The organism is Labilithrix luteola (assembly GCF_001263205.1).
GTDB classification, from domain to species: domain Bacteria; phylum Myxococcota_A; class Polyangia; order Polyangiales; family Polyangiaceae; genus Labilithrix; species Labilithrix luteola.
Map to the genome: position 1 here is coordinate 6,196,557 of NZ_CP012333.1, position 22,112 is coordinate 6,218,668.

A 22,112-nucleotide genomic window follows, 5' to 3' on the forward strand; every position below is an offset into this window, starting at 1 on the left:
GATCGGCTCGCTTCCAGCGCGGATCCGCCGCAGATCCGGGGCAATTCGGCTTGCGTGGCGGGGCGCTCTCCGCCATGCGCGCTGGGATCGCGGCGCGCGTTGCACTCCCGAAACACAACGACCGCCCCCGCGTGGCGCGGTTGGGCGGTCGGGCGGTCGTTCTTAGCTCGGTCGTTGGAGCGAGCGGCGATGGATCAGACGCGGAGGCCGGGAGCGGGGAACTTCTGGCAAAGCTCCTTCACCTCGCCGGCGACCTTCGCGATGAGCGCTTCGTCGGTGGGGCTCGCGACGACGCGATCGATCCACGCTGCGAGCGTGCGCATCTCGGCCTTGCCCATGCCGCGCGACGTGACGGCGGGCGTTCCGATGCGGATGCCCGAGGGATCGAACGGCTTGCGCGGATCGAAGGGGACGGCGTTGTAGTTCGCAACGATGCCCGCGCGGTCGAGGGCCTGCGCGGCGGGCTTGCCACCGATGCCCTTGCTCGTGACGTCGATCAGCATCAGGTGGTTGTCGGTGCCGCCGGTGGTGACGGCGAAGCCCTTCTCGACGAGGGCCTGGGCGAGCTCCTTGGCGTTCTCGACCACGTTCTTCGCGTAGGTCTTGTACGCGGGCTGGAGCGCTTCCTTCGCCGCGACGGCGATGCCGGCCGTGGTGTGGTTGTGCGGTCCGCCCTGGAGGCCCGGGAAGACGGCCTTGTCGATCGCCGCTGCGTGCTGCTTCTTGCTGAAGATCATGCCGCCGCGCGGACCGCGGAAGGTCTTGTGTGTCGTCGACGTGACGACGTCGGCGATGCCGAAGGGCGAGGGGTGCTCGCCCGCGGCGACGAGACCCGCGATGTGCGCGATGTCGGCCGCGAGGATCGCGCCAACTTCGTCGGCGATCGCGCGGAACGCCGGGAAATCCAGCGTGCGCGGGTACGCCGTGGTGCCGGCCCAGATCACCTTCGGGCGGTTCTCGAGGGCGAGCTTGCGGACTTCGTCCATGTCGATGCGGTGGTCTTCGCGGCGCACGCCGTAGGGCACGCTCTTGAAGTACTTGCCGGTGATCGAGACGCTGTGGCCGTGGGTGAGGTGGCCGCCGGCGGGGAGGCCGAGGCCCATGATGACGTCGCCCGGCTGGCAGAAGGCGAGGTACACGGCCAGGTTCGCCGGGCTGCCCGAGTAGGGCTGCACGTTCACGTGGATGTCATCTTCGCCGCCGATCGCCGCCGTGGCGCCGAAGAGCTTCTTCAGGCGGGCGATGGCGAGCTCCTCGACCTGATCGATGACGGCCTGGCCCTCGTAGTAACGCTTGTGGGCGTAGCCTTCCGAGTACTTGTTGGTCAGGCAGGAGCCGGTTGCCTCCATGACCGCGCGCGACGCGTAGTTCTCGCTCGCGATGAGACGCATCGTCTCGTGTTCACGGCGGTTCTCTTCATCGATGAGGTTCGAGATTTCGGCGTCGACGTCGCGGAGATTTGCTTCGGCCATGATGCCAGCGGGATACCCCACCTGGGTCGCCGCGTCACCTCTCGCCCCGACGGGTGAGCTCGTATATAGAGGAGCGATGCCGGTTGGGCTGCGTTCGTCCGCTTCTCGAGCTGCGGGTTCATCACGAATGGCCTCGGGAATGACTGCGGTTCTCGCGTTCGCGCTGAGCTTGGGCTTGCCGCGGGTTGCTGCGGCGCAGGATGCCCCGACGGCGGCCGCTCCCACTTCCGCTCCTGCAGCGGAGATCAGCGCAAGTGCGAGCTCGAGCACGAGTCCGAGCGCGGCGGCCGAAGCCGCGGTCTCGGGAGCGCCCTCGCCGGACGTCACGCCGACCTCGAAACTTCCGGCGGCGGCCGAAGACCCGACGATGCGCAAGATCGAGCACCACTACCGCAACGGCGTGGTGCTCGGGGTCGCGCCGGGCGTCGGATTCGCCGGATCGAGCGGCTACCCGAACGACGCGAAGTTCATCGGCAACCCGGACTTCTTCTCGTCGTCGCCGCTCCTCGTCGGTTCGTCGACCACCATCTTCTTGCAGGGCGCGTTCACCGACTACGTGAGCTTCGGCCCGATGGTGAACATCGCCACCTTCGAGAACGACAAGTGGCGGTCGACCGGGTGGGCCATCGGCTTCCGCGCTGACGCCTTTCCGCTCGTCGACCTGTTCCCCACGCTGGCGAACATGTCGGCCTACCTTCAGGCCGGCTTCGGCACCACGGAGCTCCGAGCCAAAGGACCGTATCCGACCGCGGACGGGTCGCAGTCGTTCCTCGGCGGTGGTCTCCACCACGAGTTCCGCGCGTTCCGCCTGCTCGGAGGCCATGCCGCCTTCGGCCCTTACGTCGAATACGACGCCATCTTCTCCAAGCCTGCCGAGCGGCATTGGTTGACCGTCGGCTTGCGCCTCGCCTGGTACGGCGGAGCTGTGACGGCCGACAAGCGCTGAAAACCCGCCGATCGACGTGACGGCCGGCGCGCCCGCCCGCGCACCGTCCCCGCCGCCCAGGCCCACGTGCAGGCCGGTGTTCAGGTGCCCCCACCCCCGGCGAACGATTCGATGGGGGCTTTCGGCCTCGATCACTGTTATCGTTCGGGGCGTGAATCCAACGGACCCGTTTGGGCTCGTAGGGCAGGTTCTTGACGGCCAGTTTCGCGTCGATCGCCTGGTCGGCGAGGGGGGCTTCAGCGTCGTCTACAAAGGCCATCACCAGGGCTTGAACGAGCCCATTGCGGTGAAGTGCCTGAAGCTTCCCGTGGCTCTCGGCACGAACCTCGTCGAGGCCTTCGTCCAGCGCTTCCGCGACGAGAGCCGGATCCTCTACCGACTCTCGCAGGGCAACCTGCACATCGTGCGCAGCATCGCCGCGGGAACCACCCAGGCGCCGGCGACGGGCGCGCTCGTCCCGTACATGGTTCTCGAGTGGCTCGAGGGCCGCTCGCTCCAGAACGACTTCACCGTTCGTCGCACGACCGGACAGAGCGGGCGCCCCCTCGACGAGACCATCAAGCTCTTCGAGACGGCCGCCGATGCGCTCGGCTTCGCGCACGCGCAAGGCGTCGTTCATCGCGACGTGAACGCGGGAAACCTTTTCCTCTCGATCACCGCCCAGGGGATCAAGACGAAGGTCCTCGACTTCGGCGTCGCCAAGATCATGCACGACAGCGCGCTGAACCTCGGGCCGCGCGCGCAGACCATGGGGCAGCTCCGCATCTTCGCGCCCGCGTACGGTGCGCCGGAGCAGTTCGACGATCGCATCGGCCCGGTCGGCGCCTGGTCCGACGTCTATTCACTCGCCCTCATCATGCTCGAGGCGATGCGCGACAGGCCGGTCAACGAGGGGGCGAACCTCGGGGCCTTCGCGCAGATTGCCATCGACGCGTCGCGCCGGCCCACGCCGCGTGCGCTCGGAATCAACGTGCCCGACGAGGTCGAAGCCGCCTTCGCGCGCGCCACGGCGCTCGATCCGAGGCAGCGGTGGCAGACGGCAACGGAGTTCTGGAAGGCGCTCACCATCGGGATGAACGTCGCCTCCGAGCGCAAGTTCGAGAAGGCCGCGCGCGAGACGCCGCCGCTTGCATCGCCGCAGCACCAGCCTCAGGCACCGCGCGGGAAAGAACTCCAGCGCACCATGCCTCTCGCGTCGTCGTCGCTCGTGAGGCCGGGCGCGCCGACCGTGCGCGCGGTCACGCAGCGTCCGCCGCCCGTCGCCGGGACGGGAACCACGCCAGGCGTGCCTCCCGTGCGCACGGGCTCGGGTAGCCTCCCATCGGGGAGTGTCTCCGTCGTCAATCCGAGCCGCGTGAGCAACGTTCCCGTGCCCGGAATGGCAGGCGCGTCGGGCCAGGGAACCTTCAAATCGGGGAAGCAGACGATGGCCCTCGCCGGTGGACCGCCGCGTCCGCCCGAGGTCATCGCCGATCGCGCGCCGCCGCGAATCGCCCAGCCGCCGTACGAGGAAGACGAGGAAGACGAGGAGACGCGCGTGAACGAGGCGGGGCCGGACATGCTCCGCACCCTCGCCCTCATCGACGCCGAGAAGGCGCAGGCGGCCCAAGCCAAGGCTGCGGCCGCGGCCGCGCAGGCGGCGCTGAACAACGTCCATCCGCCGCCGCCGATCGAAGAGGCCGAAGAGCCCACGCGCTTCAATCCGATCACGGTGCCGCCTCCCGAGGCACGTCCGACCGTCGAGCCGCCCGAGCCCCACGCGTCTCAGGCGCCTCAGGGAATGGCGCAAGGGATGGCCGCGCCGCCGGGCAATAACCCGCTCGGTGGAACGTTCATGATGGCGCCGCAGCGGCCATCGCATCCTCAGCCGGCGCCTTCGGTCTCGGCGGTCTACACGCCGCCCGCAACGACGCCTTCGCAAGGAACGGGCGTGCCCTACGGCGGCCAATCCCAGGTGGCGGCGCTTCCGCACGGCTCTCACGCGGGGCCCCCTCCGCAGGATCCGCGCTTCTCGCAGATGCAGGGACCGCAGGGCATGCCCTATGGGCAGCAGCCCCAAGGGTACCCGCAGGCTCCGAACGCGACCGACGCGTCGCCCTGGGCTCGTCACTCGATCGATCAGGCCGCGCCCTCGATGATCCAGGCGCAGCCGCCGCCGCCGCCGGCGAAGAAGTCGCCGGTGCTCGTGATCGCGATCGTGTCCTGCGGTTTGCTCGCGCTCGGCGGCATCGGGCTCACGGCCTACGCCGTGACCGCGCGTCGTGCGCACGTCCCGGCGCCCGTAGCGTCGGCGTCGGTGTCCGCGTCGGCCGAGCCGATGGCGTCCGCCGTTGCGCCGCCCGTCGAGAAGGCGGCCGAGACGCCGCCGGTCGCGACTGCGGCCGAAGCAGATGCTGCACCGGCCGTCGCCGAAGCGCCGGACGCTGCACCGGCCGCTCCGGAAGAGCCTCCGGCTGCATCGGCGAGCGCGGCGCCGTCGACGACCGCAGCGCCGACGGCGACGACCGCTCCGACGCACACGGCGCCGGCAATCACGACGGCCGCACCGGCGACCGCCGTTCCCGTGCCGGTTCCCACGCCTAAGGCGACTGCTTCGGCGGCGCCGGCTGCCGATCCGAATGCGTGGAACGAAGCGAACGCGCGCTCGCGCCTCGCGACGGCCAACGGCGTTCTCGTCATCTGCAAGAAGGGCAACGTCACGGGGCCGGGCACCGCTTCGGTCACGTTCGGCACCGACGGCACGGTCACGAACGTCACCATCGACCCACCCTACGCAGGCACCAAAGAAGGTGACTGCGCGGCAGGTCAGTTCCGTCGCGTGAAGGTGAATCCGTTCGTCGGCTCCCCCCAGACCGTGCGCCACTCGTTCGACGTCCCGAAGTGAGCCGCCCGCTCGCCGCTGTCTAAGGCCAATGCGGTTCGGATAGGGGAATCGCGAAGAGAGCTGCTCTGATTACTAGCGTCGGTCGAAGCAACTTCGTCCAGTGCCGGTCGATGGGAGGGAATGGCACAGGAAGGGCGGAAGGGCGGAAGATTCGAGGACGGTACAGAACAGATCATCGGCGCACTCATCGAGGTGCATCGTTGCCTGGGTCCGGGACTGTTGGAGTCGACGTACGAGGCGTGTGTATGCGCCGAGCTTTCGGCACGCGGCCTCCCGTTCGAACGGCAACGGCCGATTCCCGTTGTGTACAAGGGGATGCGCGTGGAGTGCGGCTACCGGTTAGACCTCATCGTCGGTGACGGTGTCCTCGTCGAGCTCAAGGCAGTAGAGCGTCTCCTCCCCCAAGTCCAAGAGGCGCAGGCGCAGGTCATCACCTACTTGCGTCTTGCCGAACTGTCGGTTGGCCTCCTCGTCAACTTCAACGCCACCGTACTGCGAACGGCCTTGCGCCGACTGACACCTCACCCCCCTAACCCCTTCCGTTCTTCCGGCCTTCCTGTGCCCTCTCTCTGAACTCAGGCCTATCCGAACGGCATTGTGTCTAAGGTGCGCCGCCGTCGGTCGTCAGGATGACTTCGCCAGGCGGCGCTCGCCGATCAGCGGAAGCATCGCTGCGAGGGCGAAGGCCGCACCGGTCAGACACACCGCCGGCCACTTGCCCTCCGACCACGCGTACGACGCGGCGACCGTACCGAGCGCTCCGCCCGCGAAGTACGTGACCATGTAAAGTGCATTGATTCGACTTCGCAGCGCGGGCGCGAGGCCGAAGATCACCGTCTGGTTCGTGAGGTGGCTCGCCTGCACGCCGGCATCGAGCAGCACCACGCCGAGGCCAATCAGCACCAGCGAATGGCCCGAGAGGGCGAAGAGGCCGAACGACGCCGCCGTCAGCAGGAGCGCGGCGACGTTGATGCGCGAGGGGCGATCTCCGGTCGCGAAGCGCCCGGCCACCGGGGCGACGAAGACACCGACGATGCCGATGGCGCCGAAGACGCCGGCCGTCGCGCTGCCGTAGCCGATCTGGGCGAGCTGGAACGAGAGCATCGACCAGAACACGCTGAAGCTCGCGAAGCCGAGTGCGCCGACGAGTGCGCGGCGCCGAAGCACGGGCTGATCACGGAACACCGTGGCGAGCGAGCCGAGGATGGCTCGATAAGGCAGGTGCGTGGCGGGCTCTCGCTTCGGAATCGCCGCGCGGAGGACACCGGCGAGGCTGGCCATCATGACCGCCGCAATCACGAACACGGCACGCCAACCGAGGACCGCCCCGAGCGCACCGGCGGCCGTTCGCGAGAGAAGAATGCCGGACAGCAGACCGGCCATGATCGTGCCGACGACCTTGCCGCGATCCTCGACGGGGACGAGGTCGACCGCGTAAGGCAGGATCATCTGAGGCACCGACGAGGCGACGCCGACGAGGAAGCTGCTCATCACGAGCGCCGGAATCGACTGCGCGCTCGCGACCAGGAGCAGTGCGGGCACCGCCGCGAGCAGCGTCGTCACGATCATGCTTCGGCGCTCACGCCCGTCGCCGAGAGGGACGAGCAGGATCATGCCGATCGCGTAACCGACCTGCGTGGACATCATCGCGCCGCCGACTGCGGCGGGCCGTGCGCTCAGCGACTGGGCCATCTCGGCGGCGAGGGGCTGCGCGTAATAGAGGTTCGCCGCGGAGAGGCCGCTCGCGACGGCCAAAAGGAGGAGCAGGCCACGTGCAGGCCTGGCTGTTTCTACCCCCGTCGTTCCACTCATCGTCATTGACTCTGCCGGTCTCTTTTCCCGCCCGAATCGCTTATAACGTCGTCGATGAACCGCGTCCGCACTGCGTTGCAGATTTCTCCGGCGCTTCTGCTCGCGATGGGGGGCCTGTCGCTCGGGCTCGGCGGGTGCGGGTCCTCGCCGGCGGCTGCGCCCAACGCAAAGGCGGCGCCGCCCCGCTCGATCGCGCCGCAGGTTTTGCCGGTCTCGGAGGAGCGCCACCTCACGAACCTGAGGCAGCTGACCTTGGAGGGCGAGAACGCCGAGGCCTACTGGTCGTTCGACGGGCGGCAGCTCATCCTTCAGTCGCGCACGGGCGACAACGATTGCGACCGCATCTACCGCATGCCGGTCGACGCCATGCTCTCCGCACCGGCCGGTTCGCCCGGCGTGTTGCCGAGCATGATCCCCGTGTCGAACGGCAAGGGCGCCACGACGTGCTCGTACTTCCTGCCCGGTGACAAGAAGGTCATCTACGCGTCCACGCAGCTCGGTGGCGACGCGTGTCCGCCGAAGCCCGACCACAGTATGGGCTACGTCTGGGCGCTCTACGATACGTACGACATCTTCAAGTCGGATGCGGATGGCGCGAACCCGGTTCGCCTGACCGACGTGAAGGGCTACGACGCCGAGGCCACGGTCTGCGCGAAGGACGGTTCGATCGTCTTCACGTCCACACGCGACGGCGACATCGATCTCTACCGCATGGACGCCGACGGCAAGAACGTCAAGCGCCTCACGAACACGCCCGGCTACGACGGCGGCGCGTTCTTCAATGCGGACTGCTCGAAGATCGTGTGGCGCGCGTCGCGTCCGCGCCCGGGCAAGGAGCTCGACGACTTCAAGCGCCTGCTCTCGCAGAATCTCGTGCGCCCGTCGAAGCTCGAACTCTGGACGGCGAACGCCGACGGCTCGGAGGCCACGCAGCTCACGTACCTCGACGCCGCGTCGTTCGCGCCGTTCTGGCATCCGTCGCAGAAGCGTATTCTCTTCTCGAGCAACTACGGCGATCCGAAGGGACGCGAGTTCGACATCTGGGCGATCAACGTCGATGGCACGGGCCTCGAGCGCATCACCTACGCGCCGGGCTTCGACGGCTTCCCGATGTTCTCGCCCGACGGCAAGACGCTCGCCTTCGCCTCGAACCGCGCAACGCCGCGCGGCAAGCACGACACGAACGTGTTCCTCGCGCAGTGGGTGGAGGACGTTCCGCGCGAACACCAGGAGAGCAGCGCCGATCGCGTCATGACCGACATTGCCTGGCTCGCCGATCCGGCGCGTGAAGGTCGCGGCGTCGGCACGAAGGGCCTCGAGCAGTCCGGCAACTACATCGAAGAGCGCATGAAGAGGCTCGGCCTCCAGCCCGCGGGCGATGCGCAGAGCTATCGACAGGCGTTCCCGGTCGTCACCGATCTCAAGAGCGAAGACAGCACGCAGGTGTCGATCGCCGGCAAGCCGCTCGCGAAAGACGATTACGTGGTGATGGGCTACTCGCCCGCCAAGGCGAACGTCACCGGAGACATCGTGTCTGCTGGCTACGGCATCGTGGCCAAGGAGCTCGACGTCGACGACTACGCCGGCCTCGACGTGAAGAAGAAGGTCGTCGTCGTCAGGCGCTTCGTTCCCGAAGGCGGCAAGTTCGGCAACACCGAAGCGCAGCGCCGCTACGGCGACATTCGCCGCAAGGCCTTCAGCGCGCGTGAGAAGGGCGCGGCGGCGCTCATCGTGGTCGACGATCCGATCGCGCCCGCGAACGCGAAGGACTGGAACGCGCCCGAAGAGGCGGTGCTTCCGGGCTTCGGGCCCGAGGGCTATTCCGACGCTGGCCTCCCCGTCGTCGTCGTGAAGCGCGCTGCGCTCCACCCGATGTTCGACAAGCTCAAGGCGAAGGCGCGCGTCTCGGCGCACGTCGGCGTGCAGCTCACGCCCATCTCCACCAACGCGTTCAACGTCGCCGGTCGGCTCGTCGCGGAGCCCAAGGACGGCAAGAAGCTCCCCGGCGTGGTCATCGTCGGCGCGCACTACGATCATCTCGGCAAGGGCGGTCGCTATTCACTGTCTCCGCATGCGAACGAGCCGCACGTCGGTGCGGACGACAATGCGTCGGGCACGGCGGTTCTCCTCGAAGTGGCACGCGAGCTCGCCGCGAAGAAGTCGGAGCTCCGTCGCGACGTGTTCTTCGTCGCCTTCTCGGGCGAAGAGAGCGGCGTCCTCGGCTCGGCCCACTTCGTCAGCAAGTGGCCGAAGGAGGGCAAAGACAACCGCATGAAGGATGTCTACGCCATGCTCAACATGGACATGGTCGGCCGCATGCGTGACAACCGTCTCCAGGTCTTGGGGGCCGAGACGGCACCGGAGTGGAAAGAGATCGTCGGGGGCGCCTGCGATGCTTCGCGCGTCGAGTGCGCGCTCTCGGGCGACGGCTACGGTCCGAGCGATCAGACCTCGTTTTACGCCGGCGGCGTGCCCGTCGTGCACTTCTTCACGGGAACGCACAGCGACTATCACAAGCCCAGCGACACGGCCGACAAGATCAACGCGGCCGGCGCGGCGCAGACCGGCAAGATTTGCGCGGGCGTTGCCCTTGCGGCCGCGCAGCGCGAGACGGCCCTCACCTTCAAGGGCGGCATGGAAGGCCCGAGCCCGCTTGGCGACCAGCGGAGCTTCAATGCGTCGCTCGGAACCATCCCCGACTACGGCGGTCCGGGCGCTGGAAAGAAGGGCGTTTTGCTCTCGGGCGTGCGTCCGGGCAGCGGCGCCGACAAGGGCGGCATGAAGAAGGGCGACGTTCTGATCAAACTCGGCAAGAGCGAGATCGGTAGCGTCGAGGACTTCATGTTCGTGCTCAACGCGAGCAAGCCGGGTGAGACGGTGCCGGCGGTCGTGCTGCGTGACGGCAAAGAGGTGAAGCTCGAGGTCACCTTCCAGGAAGGGCACCGCACGAAGTAGTCCGGTCTGGTAAGCTCGCGCCGCCATGAGCGATCCCAAGAGCGTCGAGCTTTTTGCGCGTGCAGAACGTGTGATCCCCGGAGGCGTGAACAGCCCTGTTCGCGCGTTTCGTTCGGTCGGCGGCAAGCCGGTCTTCATCTCCCGCGCCGAAGGCGCGTACCTCTACGGAGCCGACGGCGCGAAGTACACCGACTACGTCGGCTCGTGGGGCCGATGATCCTCGGCCACGCGCACCCTGCCATCGTCGAAGCGATCGTGGGCGCGGCCCGCAACGGCACGAGCTACGGCGCGCCCACGGAGCTCGAGATTCGCTTCGCCGAGAAGGTCATCGACCTCTATCCGTCGATCGAGATGATGCGCGCCGTCTCGAGCGGCACCGAAGCCTGCATGGCGGCCCTTCGCGTCGCCCGCGGCTTCACGGGGCGTGAGGCCGTGGTGAAGTTCGAAGGCTGCTACCACGGCCACGCGGACTTCCTGCTCGTCAAGGCCGGCTCCGGCGCGATGACGTTCGGCGTGCCCGATTCGGCCGGCGTTCCTTCGGCCACGGCGAAGGGCACCATCACGGTGCCGTACAACGACGTCGCCGCGCTCGAGGAGCTCTTCAAGACGCGCGGCAGCGAGATCGCGGCCGTCATCGTCGAGCCCGTCGTCGGCAACATGGGCGTCGTTCCGCCCGCGCCTGGCTTCCTCGAGGCCATCATCCGCCTCTGCAAAGATCACGGTGCGGTCTCGATCTTCGACGAGGTCATGACCGGCTCGCGCGTTGCTCGCGGCGGCATGCAGGAGCGCTCGGGTCTTCGCCCCGACATGACCTGCCTCGGCAAGATCATCGGCGGCGGCATGCCCCTCGCGGCTTACGGCGGTCGTCGCGCGATCATGGAGAAGGTCGCCCCGCTCGGCCCCGTCTACCAGGCTGGCACCTTGAGCGGTAACCCGGTGGCCGTGAGCGCCGCGCTCGCGCAGCTCGAGCGCCTCGACGCTTCCGTCTACGAGAAGCTCGAATCGCTCGGCGCCCGCCTCGAAGCAGGCCTCGTGGAGAGCACGAAGAAGCGCGGCGTCGAAGCGTGCGTGCAGCGCGTCGGCTCGATGATCACCCTCTTCTTCGGCCAGGGCCCGATTCGCAACTTCAGCGACGCGGTGAAGTCCGACACGGCGCGCTTCGGCCGCTGGCACAGCGCGATGATCGCGCGTGGTCAGTACTGGCCGCCGTCGCAGTTCGAAGCTGCGTTCATCAGCACGGCGCACACCGAGGCGGACATCGACAAGACGCTCGCCGCGGCCGACGAAGCGCTGTCGGCCTGAACGTCAACGGGCCTTGCCCGTGGCGAGCTTCATGAGGCGATCGCATTCGCGACGAGCCATGTCGAAAGGCATGCTGTTCGTCGCGATCTTGCAGCGGAGATCCTGCACCTCGAAGGAATTGCGATAAGCCTCGAAGAGAGGCTTCGCCGTGTTCCAGGCGCGCACCATCTCGGCCTTCGAATAGGCCTCGTTCGCTTGCAGGAACTTCTCGCGGTCAGCGGGTGACAGACCTGGAGTCTCGAGCGCGGCAGGAGCCGGCGCGGCTTCGGTCTGCACCTGCGTGCGAGGCTGCTGCGCCGTCGCGCGGGCATCGATGTCCGAAAGTAGACGATTGCGATCGTCGGCGACGAAGGCCGCAGGCGGCGCCGTGCGGAGAAAGTCGCCGACGGCCTTCAGGACCTCGTCGTCGGAAGCGCCGTTACGACGCTTCTCGAGAGTCGCCCTCATCAGCGTGCGTGCCTCCGGACCGAAGGTGGTCACGCGACGGTTGTATTCCGGGACCATGATGCTCGTCGGCTCGGTCTCGTGGATGCACCCGAGCGTGTGACCGAGCTCGTGGAGGAAGACGACCGCCGCACGATGGCGAGCGATGTCCTTGCGGAGCTTTCGCCGCTCGTCGTCGGTGAGCTGATTGAACGAGCGCTCGACCGCATCGTGCGTCTCCGCACTTCCGGGCGCTCGCACCACGAGGTGCTTGCCGACGACGGCGCCGCGACCGATCTCGTGGAACGATTGCGTCATACGCGGGAGCGCGCCGATGAAGCCGGCCACGAAGTCGACGTCTTTTCCCGGCTCGGAGGTCTCGAGCGAGGTGATCGCCTTGGCGGTGTCCTCGTCCGGTGCCGCGTCCCAAGGGCGCGTGGCCTCGAGCTCGAGGTGAATGCCGAGCGAGGGCTCGGTCATCTTGTTGGCGTCGTCGAAGAGGTCGCGCATGTACTTCGGCGTGTCGATCACGTGCGCCGTGAACGCCTTCGACACCAGCGCACGAACGCGCATCGTCTTCGGTCGCGAAGGCGGCGTGCTCGCGCGCTCCTCGGGCGCCGGTCCCTCGGCTTGCAGCGTCGCCGGCGTGTAGTGCGCCGCGTTGTGCTGCTGGGTCTGCTTGGCGATGGTCCGACTCGAGTCGTACATGCAGCCTGCCGACGCGAGCGCAAAAGCGGCGATGATTCCAACGGGGATGATCGATCCAAAGAGCGAGCGGACGCGCATGTGCACGCTCGCTTCTACACGGCGTCGCCGTTCGCCACATCCCCCTAGGGAGGATGCGCCTCCGGTGACACGCTCTTGCCATCGAGGTGGCTCGTCAGAATACGCCGGAGGGCGCGTCCGCTTGGCCGTCGTCGTGATCGGACGACGAAGCACGGCGCGACGACGGGCGCCGTGCTCGAGTAGGCGCCAGCGATCACGACGAAGCTATAGACTGCTCTAGGCTAGCAATCGCGAGATCGGTTCCTTCGAAATCGGGTTCAGTTCAGCACCGCATTTCCAGCTCGAACGCCGGGCTCCGGCGAAGCAGAAACTCACGAAGGTGCAGGCGGGATGGCGACGTCGAAACTTGGCCTCGCCTCGGTACGTCGCCTAGCTACGAGGGATGCTCCGCGCGCTGTGGGCGATCGCCGCCTTCTGGATGGTCCTGCTCGTCGCCCGACGCTCGGGCGCGGAGGTGCCATCGATCGACGAGCGACTCCAGGCGAGCGCTGAGCGATGGCTGCGCACGGCCGCTCCGCACGAGGGCGCTGTCGTGATGAGCGATGTGAAGACCGGTCGCGTTCTCGCCTGGGCGAGCCTCGGCGGCGGCGACCGGGTCGGCGCCGCGTTCGCGCCGCTGGCGAGCGTCTTCAAGCTGGCCACCGTCGCGGCGATGCTCGACTCTGGACGCGCCACCGGTGGGTCGATGGTTTGCTACTCCGGCGGCGAGCGCGCGATCGACTCGAGCGATCTGCGCGACGTCCACCTACCGGGCGAGGCGTGCATCCCGCTTCGCACCGCCGTCGGGTACAGCATCAACGTCGCCATCGCGAAGCTCGCGCTCCGCCACACTCAGCCCGCGGAGGTCGAGGAGAAGGCCCGCCTCCTCGGGCTCGACGGCGTCGTGCCCATCGATCGCGCCGTCGGACGCTCGCACATCACCATCCCCGACGACCCTCTCGGCTTCGCGCGCGCGGCCGCTGGGTTCTGGAACGGGCGCACGTCGGCGCTCGGCGCGCTCTTCGCCGTCCAGACCATCGCCAATGGCGGAACGCGGGTACGACTCCACACGGGCACGAAGAGTCCCGCGCGCGTCGAGGAGGGGCGCGCGATGCGCTGGGAGTCCGCCGCGGAGCTCGCACGCATGATGCAGATCACGACCCGCTCCGGCACGGCGGCGAAGGCGTTTCACAAGGGCCAGCGCCCGAGCCTCGAAGGCGTGGCGGTCGCGGGGAAGACCGGCACGCTCATCGGCGACAAGCCGACGCGCATGTACTCCTGGTTCGTCGGCTTCGCGCCGGCGGATGCGCCTGAAGTCGCCATCTCCGTATTGCTCGCCAACGACGTCACGTGGCGCATGAAGGGCAACGAGGTTGGCCGCGAGGTACTCGCCGACTACTTCCGCACGCGCGCGGCAGGGCCGAGGCGCATCGCGCGTCGCTAACACGAAGACCACTCGACTCGATCTCGCCGGCGTGATCGCTGCTGGACGTGTTCACTCCGTTGAAGCTGCTCGACGAGGGAGACGAGGGGGACGAGGGAGCGCGCGGGAAGCCGGCGTTCAATGAACGAGAAAGTCTCGCCGGGCTGCTCAGGCGCGAGTCTCGATCATGAGTACCTCTTCAAGTGGGAAGGCATCGGGGTCTTCGGCGCCCCACGGCTCCTCCTGCCGACGCTCGAAGAAGCGCAGGGTCATCGTAGGCAGCTCCGCGTCGAGACTTAGAAGGACTCGATAAGGCCCCTCGCGCTCAAGCCGCTCCGAAGTCTTACGGCTGCTTTGACACCTTGCCCGAACAATATGCTCAGCCGGCCCGTGTCTGTTGTGCCCGCGTCGTGAAACAAGTCCTCGCGCCGCCTTTCCCTGCCGCTCGCCGAGACGGTGGCCGTCGACGGGCCGGTCCTCGGCATCGACTGACCCCAGATGCGCGCGAATCGCGGGGCGACTGGCTTCAAGAGGGCGAAGCGAGCCTTCGTAGCCTCGGTTCCGTTCTAGCGGCCCACCCTCTTCGGCCGCTCATAGGCTCTGCGTGACAAGGGAGAACCCCGCCCGAGCCGAGGACGCGGGCAATGGCGTCCGACGCTACGCGTGCGGCTTCCATATCGCCAGCCAACGCCTGCACCTTCACATACTCGGCGAGCATCACAACGAACGCCGCGCGAGGCGTCGGCGATTTCGCAATCACACGTCGCGCTTCGTCACGCATCGTTGGGACGGCGGGCGTCGCAGTGTGCGGCATCACGTGTCACATCCACGCGGCTTCGCCGGGCGGCCCCCGGTACGAGGCGTCTCAACACCCTGACGAACGCGCATCGATCGGCAACGGGATTTGGCTCTGCTCGAACTGCGCTGAGAAGGCGCTCGACTCGTCGCTTCACGCGGATATGCTCCTGTCCGCCAAAGGGGGGGCGCGGTTTCTCGACGTGCGTTCGGCTTTGCCGCGCGCTCGTCGAGGTCTCCTTATTTGGTCGTTCGCGCGTCGTTCGCGCGAGGTTCGCGCATCCAATTCAAAGGAGAGACTCCATGGCTTCTTCGTTCGACGCCTCCGCCTATGACACCATCCCGCAGACGGGGGCCGCGGGCTCGCTCGCGCTCGTTCGTTCGCTGATCTCGGCGGCCCAGCCCGACGCTTCGCCCGCCGCCAAGAAGGCGCTGAAGCGCGCTCGAGCAAAGGCCGAAACGCTGCGAACGCTCTTTTCGGCGGCCGCTCCTCAGAAGGTGGCGAGCGTCACGCGCGTGGCCGACACGAACATGGATCGCGCCTGGAGCGCGCTCGAGCAATATCTCGGAGCGTTCGCCGATCTCGACGACGACTTTCACCCGCACGCACGGGAAGCGCGCGAGCTCCACGCGGTGCTCTTTCCGAACGGCACGGCGTTTCTCAAGCTGCCGTACGCCGAGCAATGGGCCGAAGGCGACGCGCTCCTCTCTCGGCTCGAGGCCGGAGACAGCGAACGAGCGATTGCCAAGCTGGGGGGCAAGTCGTTCGTCGACCAGGTGAAGACGCGTCACGCGGAATACGGCGAGGCGCTCGGCGTGACCAAGGCGAAGGCCGCCGCCGCGGACACGGCGAGCCTGGCCGAGCCGCTTCGTGAGGTGCAGCTCGCCGTGGCGGTCTATGCGCGGGTCCTCAGCGCTGCGGTCCAGAACGAGGAGCTCGATCCGAACGTGGCCGTGCAAGCCCTGGCGCCCATCGCCGCACTCCGCGTGCGACTCAAGGAGCGCAAGAAGGGAGGAGCGCCGGCCGAGGACGGCGCCTCACCCGATCCGGTGTCTCCGGAGCCCCTTCCGCCCGTCACCTGACGCGCTCCGCCGCACCGACCGGCGCGCCGAGGTTCCGGAACGTCCCAAGACGCCGCACCTACCGGCTTGCGGACGTTCCGGAACATCCACCGTGCCGCACCGCACCGCTCGGGAAGGTTCGGGGATGTCCTCGAACGCCGCACCGACCCGTTCCTCGATGTTCCGGAACATCCCCTGACGCGGGCCCCTCGCGATCAGCGAATCCTCCCGTAGACGTTCAGCGTGATCGTGCGCTCGGCGTCGGGCGGCGCGAGCGAGACCGACGTGATGGTCAGCTTGATCTCCTTCGCGTCGAGGTTCACGCACTGGTTCGGGAGCACCTGGAACAAGCCGCCGCGTGTCGCCGATCGCAGCGGCACGTCGTAGGTGTTGCCGTCGCCGCACGTGATGTCGAAGCGCCCGTTCAGACCGACGGCCATGGGCGAGTCGCTATCGATGCCGAACGCGCGATTGCGCGCGGGCGTCGCGAAGGTCGCGGGGCACGACGCGCAGCCGTTCTTGTCGACGGTCACCTTCCCGAGCGCGGCCCAGCCGACCGGCACCTGCGCGAAGCTCGTGAGCGCGAGCAGCGCGACCCCGACCATGACGAAGACAGAACAGAGGCGACGCATGAGACATACTCGTGCACGCGACGTGCCTCACCAGCTCAGCGCGCAGTGCACGCGAAGATTTGAGGCTCGAGAGCGGCCCACACGAGTCGGCGCTTCGATCGTCAAGGTGCGGACGACGACGACGATAGGCGCAGTTCGGACCAAGGCTAGCGCTCGAGAGGGGCGACGCAGCGGCGCAGAGCACGTAAGGTGGTTGGATGGTGGCGAGGATGAACCGAATGCGCACTACCGAAGATGGCCACAGACGCTGCGCTTTCGAGCGACTCGTCATCGGAGCGAGCACCGTCGGGGCGTTGCTGACGCTCATGGCCTGTGGCGCCGACGAGAAGATCTGCACCGCCGAGGCAACATGCACGAACATGGTGAGCACAACGCTCACCGTCGCCCGTTCGCGTCCGGAACTCGACGGTGCGCGGCTCGAGCTGTGTCGAAACGAGCAAGACTGCATTACAGCCGTCGTGAACCTGGTTCAGGATGCGGGGCAGGAAAGGCTCGTTTGCAACCCAGGCATGGGAGGCCCCGAGGGAAGCCTTGATTGCAGTTCATCCCTTCCAGGTGACATCTCGGGCGTCACCCTCGTCGTCAGCGTTTCGCCCAGTTCCCAGCACGATCTCGCCGACGGCGACCGATTCACGGTCCGTGTCACAGACGTGAACGCGTCGATCGTGTGGGCCGAGAAGAGCGGCTCGATCGCGAGCTACAAGACGATAGACGGAGGCTGTGTCGAAGGGTACTTCTGCCGCCAAGGCAGCTTTTGAACCGCTAACGATCACATTACCGTATCGAGCCCAATTCGATTCCGCGCAATTCCTTCAATCGGCCGGAGAACCGGGACCAAGGGAATCAAGCCGAACGCGCACAACCTCGAAGTGAGGACCGGTAGCCGCGACGGCAAATACTTCGTCGCACGTTACGGCTATTGGCCACCGGATACGCCAAGCGACGAGCTGCTAGACGGATGGAATCGGAGCGCGAGCCCGGCCCGCCCGCGCTGTGATTATTCGACGTGGCCCGCCATGTGGCCGAAGCGGGCCATCGACTTGCGGACGTCGAAGGGGTTGTCGGCGCGGGGGTAGAAGAGGGGGACTTTCCCGCGTGGCTCGAAGCGATCGATCGTGCGGCTCTGGGCGATCATCTTGCGCGTCACCTTCGGAGCTTTGACCGTGGACGTTGGGTAGACGAACGCCTGCATCTTCGGATCGTTCTCCGGCCGATCGAGGATCTCGAGCGGCACGGGGCCGGGAGGATGGAACTCGCCGGGCCCCGTCGTGACCCAGACGGGATTCGTGATGGCGTAAGCCGTGACCGGGAAAACATCCGGCGGACGAAGCGCGCCGAACTCGTCGCTGCCGAGGCCGAGCGGACCGGCGAGCGCGGCGACGGCGTCGGTGAGGAGAACCGGCGGGACCTCCTGCGGCTTCACGACGGGGAAGAAGCTCTTGTAGCCAATGGCCTCGACCACGAACCAGCTGTCGATGGGCGTGCCGCTCGCGTCGGTGGCCATGTCGAGATCGAGTGTGTCGACCTGAGGGCGTGCGGCGAGATCCCGATTGGGATTCACCTCGACGACCTTTGCGAGAATGCCGTTTCGCCAGATGTTGAGGCGCGCGACGCTCACCCACGGTGCGCTGGTGAGGCGATAGCCGAGGCGCACCTTGCCCGTCGAATTGCGGATGGTCTGCCCCATCACGCCGCTGGTCGAGTCGTCGACGTAGAAGTCGACGAGCGGTGCGTTGGTGGCGATGACGCGCCGGCGGCGCATGGCATCGACGAGAATGTCCTCGGTCAGGGCGATGGGCCGATCGTCGCCCACGTAGACCATGGTGCGGAACTGCCCGGCCTCGTCGGTGCCCGAGTGCGTGTCGCCCGTTCCGACGGCGATGAACTTGTGGCCGAGGTTCAGCAGATTGAACCAATCTTCGACGACGCCCGGAAATCCCGGGAGGCCATTGGCGCCCTTGAGAATCGTTCCGGCGGGCGGGATGTCGGCGGGCAGTTCGCCCTTGGGAAGCGCGTTGGGAACACGGAAGTGATGAATCTCCCAGAACAGCTTTCCGTTCGCGACCTCCATGGCGTCGAACTTCGACGAGAAGGTGGTGCTGCCGTCCTTGTTCTTGAAGGCGGGGCCCTTCGGCGAGATGACCTGCTGGACCAGGTTCGGCGAGGTCTCGCCGGCCGTGTACGGATCGCGGTTGTACTGCGCGAAGTAGCCGAGGACGCCGTCGCGCGGGTGGTTGACCTGGATGATCGTGCGCGAAGGACCGAGGCTTCCGAGCGCGCGCATGTCGTTCCAGATGTCGTCCGGCGGGCGCCCAGCCCAGGCGAAGGCGCCGTGCGTGACCGGCCCGGGATCGTAGCGGAGCGGATAGCCGTTGAAGTGGCCCGACTCGAGGGTCGTCATCTCGACGCCGACCATCGCGAAGAGCCACGGAAAGAGCTCGTTACGCGCGACGTACGGACCGTAATCGGTGACGTAGTTGTGATCGGTGGAGACCGCCCACTCGACGCCTTCGGCGGCAAGTGCGAGGACGCGCTCGTCGAGCGTCATCGCGCTGTCGATGCTGTTGCGGCTGTGGACGTGGAGGTCTCCGGCGATCCACCCCGTCGTGTTCACCACGCGATGGAGGACGTGCCCGATCGAACGCGTCTCGTTGGGGCCGACCACCACGTCGGTCTCTTGCAGCTCGTACTCCGGTCCGCGGCTGCTCACGATGCGGTAGCTGCCGGGACGCACGCGGAGCTCGGCGTTGCCATCCTTCGTGAAGGCGAACTGTTCGACGTAGCGGCGCGTCTCCGGATCGTCGGTGGTGTCGTCGACGAGGTCGCTCTGACGGAACTTCTCTCCGGCCTGCAGATCGAAGAGGAAGTGACGCGTGAGCTGCCCCACGTTCTCCGGGCCGTAGGTGCCGACGGCGGTGGCCTTGGCGGGCAGGGGATGCCCTTCCTCGTCGATGATGCGCACCACGATGCGCCCCGGGGCCGTGCTCGTGAGGTTCAGCGTCGTCGTCTCTCCGGCCCTGACCGTGAAGTCTTCGAACGCACCGAAGGGGCGCGCGTCGCCTTGCACGCGGAGGCTGTATTTCCCGGGCGGAAGCGTGCCGCCAAAGGAGCCGTTCTCGCGAACGTCGTACTGGGTGAAGATACGACGCCCGCTCTTGCCGCGCTGGTAGACGAGGACGCTCGTGCCCGTGGAGGGCAGGGCGCTGTCTTGGTCGAACACGAGGCCGGCGATGCGTCCGGTCTGCGTCTTGCGAAGCTGATGGATTCCATCGAGCACCGAGCCCACGTCGCCCGAGCCGAGGACGAAGTACTTCACCGTCTCGAACGTCTCGTCGGGCTTCAGCTGCGGCGGCGCGCTGTCGTAGAACATCCCGAGAAATGAGCTCGCGCTGAAAGGCACGAGGATGCTCGACTTCGTCAGCGGCACGGAGCCGTCGTCGTAGATCTCCTTTTTGCCGAGCACGAAGTTGCGGTCCGACTCCTCGACGGCGATGCCGTAGCTCGCACCGTTGCCGCGCGAGGCGATCCACTCGGTGATGACGCCGGGGAACGCCGGGAAGTCGACCTTCTTCTGGTACGACTCCTCGAGGCCGAAGCGAGAGTCGAAGCCGATGCCCGGCATGAACACGCTGCTCGTGGCACCGAAGAGCGCAACGTCGCCGACGGGAACGGTGAAGCCGCTCGTGGGGAGGCCCACGAGGCCGAGCAGCTGCGACGCGAACTGCGAGGGGAACTGGAGGGCCTTGGGGCTCACGTTCTGCACGCGGAAGCGCACCGTGATCCAAGGCGCGCCCGGCTCGAGCTCGTAGATGATCGAGTAGCGGAGCTGCGCCTGGCTGGTGAGCGACTGGAAGTCGATGTTCGAGCCGGTGACCGCGCGGTTGAGCAGTGCGGCGAGCTCGAGGAAGTCGCCGGCCTCGCCCTGGGCCATGATCTTCGCCGGCCCGCCTTTGCTTCCGTCGTCGATGACGGTCACGCGCGAGACGTCGACGGCCTGGATGAAGAACGCCGGGAAGAGCTCGCCGAACTGGTCGTTGCCCTTCGGCTCACCGCTCGAGCCGATCTCGTCGGGGCGGCGCAGATCGGCGTCGATGAGGCTTCCTCCGTACACGCCGAAGCCGCGCGAGAAGCCAGGCTTCTGGATGATGACGCGGATCTTCTCGTTCTCGATCAGGTAGTCGCCCACATCGCCGAGGGCGCGATCGCCGCCGACGAGCTGCGTTCGATTCGTCACGAGCTTGGCCGACGCGCCGCCGTTCGGACTCTCGCAGCCGGCCCAGGCCAGGGTTGCGAGAACGATGGGGAGCGCGGAGAGCGCGGTCCTCCGGCCCATCAGAACGTCACCTGTCCGAGGATCTCGAGGCGGTCGTTCGTGAGCTTGCGATCGGCCTCTTCGCCCGTGAACGTGTAGTTGAGCCAGGCTTGCACCGGCAGCTTGGCGTGGCCGGCTCGGATGCCGACGGTGTGATACGTGAGCTTGTAGGTATCGAAGCCTTCGCCGCCGCCCTTGGACCACGGATCGAAGTAGGCGAAGCGGTAGGCCGGCGCGAGGAAGAAGCCGGGCAGGTCGAAGCGGTAGGCGGCTTGCGCGTGGAAGGCGAGCTGGACGCGCTGGCTCGCACCGACGGTCGGGTAGTCGGTGGCGAGGTGCGTGACGGCGCCGAACACCTCGAGGCCGCCGGCATGGACGTCGACGTCGCCCGTGACGCCGAGATCTTCCTCGTTGTACAGGTTCGGAGGCGTGCCGACGGTTCGGTCGTTCCGGAAGCCGGCGGCGCCGACGCGCACGTAGCGCGACCAGTTGGCTTCGACGCGGCCGACGAGGCCCAGATGGCCGTTGTCGTCGAGCAGCTGGTTCGAGCCGTTGCCGTTCATCACCATCAGGTAGTAGGCGATGCCGAACTCCGGTGAGCCGATAGGCGCGCTCGGCGAGATCATGACGCCGAGCTGGCGATCGAGCTGGATGCCGGAGAGCGCGAAGCCGCGACCGGTGAGCACGCCGTCGACGCCGACCGCGCGCGAGGCGAACATGAGATCGGGCGTGCCGCGAAGCTCTTCTTCCTGGAACGGCGCTTTGAACTGACCGGCCTGGATGCCGATCCACGGCTGGGGATCCCATCGGGCGAAGGCATCGCGGAGGCGCACCGAGAGCGAGCCGAGCGGCGTGTTCGGTGAGGTGAGAACGTCGGAAGCGCCTTCGATCGACACGCGGAACGTCGCGTTGTACTCGCGGTTCTTCGCCTGCACGCCCACGCGCGCGCTGTCGAGCACGAAGCCGTTGTTCTTGCCGATGAAGTCGTAGCGATCGTCCTTCTGCGTGAAGTCGTACGCCATCCGCAGGTAGCCGTAGATCGCCAAGTCCCAGGCCGAAGGCGCGGGCTCGGCGCCGGGAGGAGCAGGCTGCGCGGTATCGGGCGACACCGACGTGGGCGTCGTTTGCGCGGTGTCGGTGGCCGCAGCCGCGGCAGGAGGCGGAGCGGCAGGAGGCGGAGCGGTCTTCTTGGCTCCGATGTCCTCGGGCCCTTCACCGTCACGCGCGGCGTGCGAGGTGCTCGCGACCGTGAGCGGAGCGAGGGCGAGAAATCCAATAGCGATGCGCCCGAGCGGCGTACGAACGAAAGTGAGGGGACTGGCCATGGGC

At 67.4% G+C, this 22,112-nt stretch carries 14 protein-coding genes and 1 pseudogene; 9 read left to right on the top strand and 6 right to left on the bottom strand.

Features of this window, described 5'->3' with window-relative positions; translation table 11 throughout:
* Positions 1-194 precede the first annotated feature (194 nt).
* Positions 195-1,472 carry a serine hydroxymethyltransferase gene (locus AKJ09_RS27035; protein WP_146650635.1) on the bottom strand — a complete coding sequence of 426 codons (1,278 nt, stop codon included), beginning with the start codon at positions 1,470-1,472 and terminating at the stop codon, positions 195-197.
* A gap of 139 nt (positions 1,473-1,611) precedes the next feature.
* Here AKJ09_RS27035 and AKJ09_RS27040 point away from each other — a divergent pair, with 139 nt between their 5' ends.
* The 3 genes from AKJ09_RS27040 (at position 1,612) to AKJ09_RS27050 (ending at position 5,875) form a co-directional block, all read left to right on the top strand.
* Positions 1,612-2,418 carry a hypothetical protein gene (locus AKJ09_RS27040; protein ID WP_146650637.1) on the top strand — a complete coding sequence of 269 codons (807 nt, stop codon included), beginning with the start codon at positions 1,612-1,614 and terminating at the stop codon, positions 2,416-2,418.
* 151 nt (positions 2,419-2,569) lie between these two features.
* Positions 2,570-5,302 (top strand): serine/threonine protein kinase, encoded by a 2,733-nt coding sequence (locus AKJ09_RS27045; protein WP_146650639.1) that lies wholly within the window; start codon positions 2,570-2,572, stop codon positions 5,300-5,302.
* 120 nt (positions 5,303-5,422) lie between these two features.
* Positions 5,423-5,875, top strand: a complete 453-nt coding sequence (locus tag AKJ09_RS27050; protein ID WP_146650641.1) for a GxxExxY protein — start codon at positions 5,423-5,425, stop codon at positions 5,873-5,875.
* A 51-nt stretch (positions 5,876-5,926) separates the two neighbouring features.
* On the opposite strand, the gene AKJ09_RS27055 is transcribed toward AKJ09_RS27050, so the two are convergent.
* Complete coding sequence (locus AKJ09_RS27055; RefSeq protein ID WP_146650642.1) at positions 5,927-7,114, bottom strand: MFS transporter; 1,188 nt, start codon at positions 7,112-7,114, stop codon at positions 5,927-5,929.
* Positions 7,115-7,168: 54 nt separating this feature from the next.
* Between AKJ09_RS27055 and AKJ09_RS27060 the strand changes: the two genes are divergently transcribed.
* Complete coding sequence (locus AKJ09_RS27060; RefSeq protein WP_240488598.1) at positions 7,169-10,069, top strand: M20/M25/M40 family metallo-hydrolase; 2,901 nt, start codon at positions 7,169-7,171, stop codon at positions 10,067-10,069.
* Positions 10,070-10,094: 25 nt separating this feature from the next.
* Positions 10,095-11,371 (top strand): annotated as a pseudogene (gene hemL / locus AKJ09_RS27065) (glutamate-1-semialdehyde 2,1-aminomutase).
* A gap of 3 nt (positions 11,372-11,374) precedes the next feature.
* Here the strand turns inward: hemL and AKJ09_RS27070 are convergent.
* Complete coding sequence (locus AKJ09_RS27070) at positions 11,375-12,580, bottom strand: matrixin family metalloprotease (protein ID WP_146650644.1); 1,206 nt, start codon at positions 12,578-12,580, stop codon at positions 11,375-11,377.
* Between the two features lie 382 nt (positions 12,581-12,962).
* Here AKJ09_RS27070 and AKJ09_RS27075 point away from each other — a divergent pair, with 382 nt between their 5' ends.
* The 3 genes from AKJ09_RS27075 (at position 12,963) to AKJ09_RS27085 (ending at position 15,860) form a co-directional block, all read left to right on the top strand.
* Complete coding sequence (locus AKJ09_RS27075) at positions 12,963-14,003, top strand: penicillin-binding transpeptidase domain-containing protein (RefSeq protein WP_146650646.1); 1,041 nt, start codon at positions 12,963-12,965, stop codon at positions 14,001-14,003.
* Positions 14,004-14,123: 120 nt separating this feature from the next.
* The gene (locus AKJ09_RS53315) at positions 14,124-14,282 is read left to right on the top strand and encodes a hypothetical protein (protein ID WP_169927899.1); all 159 of its coding nucleotides are present in this window, start codon (positions 14,124-14,126) and stop codon (positions 14,280-14,282) included.
* 798 nt (positions 14,283-15,080) lie between these two features.
* Positions 15,081-15,860: a hypothetical protein gene (locus AKJ09_RS27085; RefSeq protein WP_146650651.1), complete on the top strand. Its 780-nt coding sequence runs from the start codon at positions 15,081-15,083 to the stop codon at positions 15,858-15,860.
* Positions 15,861-16,054: 194 nt separating this feature from the next.
* Here AKJ09_RS27085 and AKJ09_RS27090 read toward each other — a convergent pair whose 3' ends face one another.
* A complete protein-coding gene (locus AKJ09_RS27090; protein WP_146650653.1) occupies positions 16,055-16,471 on the bottom strand; it encodes a hypothetical protein in 417 nt (138 codons plus the stop codon).
* 218 nt (positions 16,472-16,689) lie between these two features.
* Between AKJ09_RS27090 and AKJ09_RS27095 the strand changes: the two genes are divergently transcribed.
* Positions 16,690-17,229, top strand: a complete 540-nt coding sequence (locus AKJ09_RS27095; RefSeq protein ID WP_146650654.1) for a hypothetical protein — start codon at positions 16,690-16,692, stop codon at positions 17,227-17,229.
* Positions 17,230-17,468: 239 nt separating this feature from the next.
* Here AKJ09_RS27095 and AKJ09_RS27100 read toward each other — a convergent pair whose 3' ends face one another.
* On the bottom strand, positions 17,469-20,804 hold the full coding sequence (locus AKJ09_RS27100) for a CehA/McbA family metallohydrolase domain-containing protein (RefSeq protein WP_146650656.1): 3,336 nt from the start codon (positions 20,802-20,804) through the stop codon (positions 17,469-17,471).
* On the bottom strand, positions 20,804-22,108 hold the full coding sequence (locus AKJ09_RS27105; RefSeq protein WP_146650658.1) for a porin: 1,305 nt from the start codon (positions 22,106-22,108) through the stop codon (positions 20,804-20,806). Before AKJ09_RS27105 ends, AKJ09_RS27100 begins: the two co-directional genes overlap by 1 nt.
* Between the last annotated feature and the right edge of the window lie 4 nt (positions 22,109-22,112).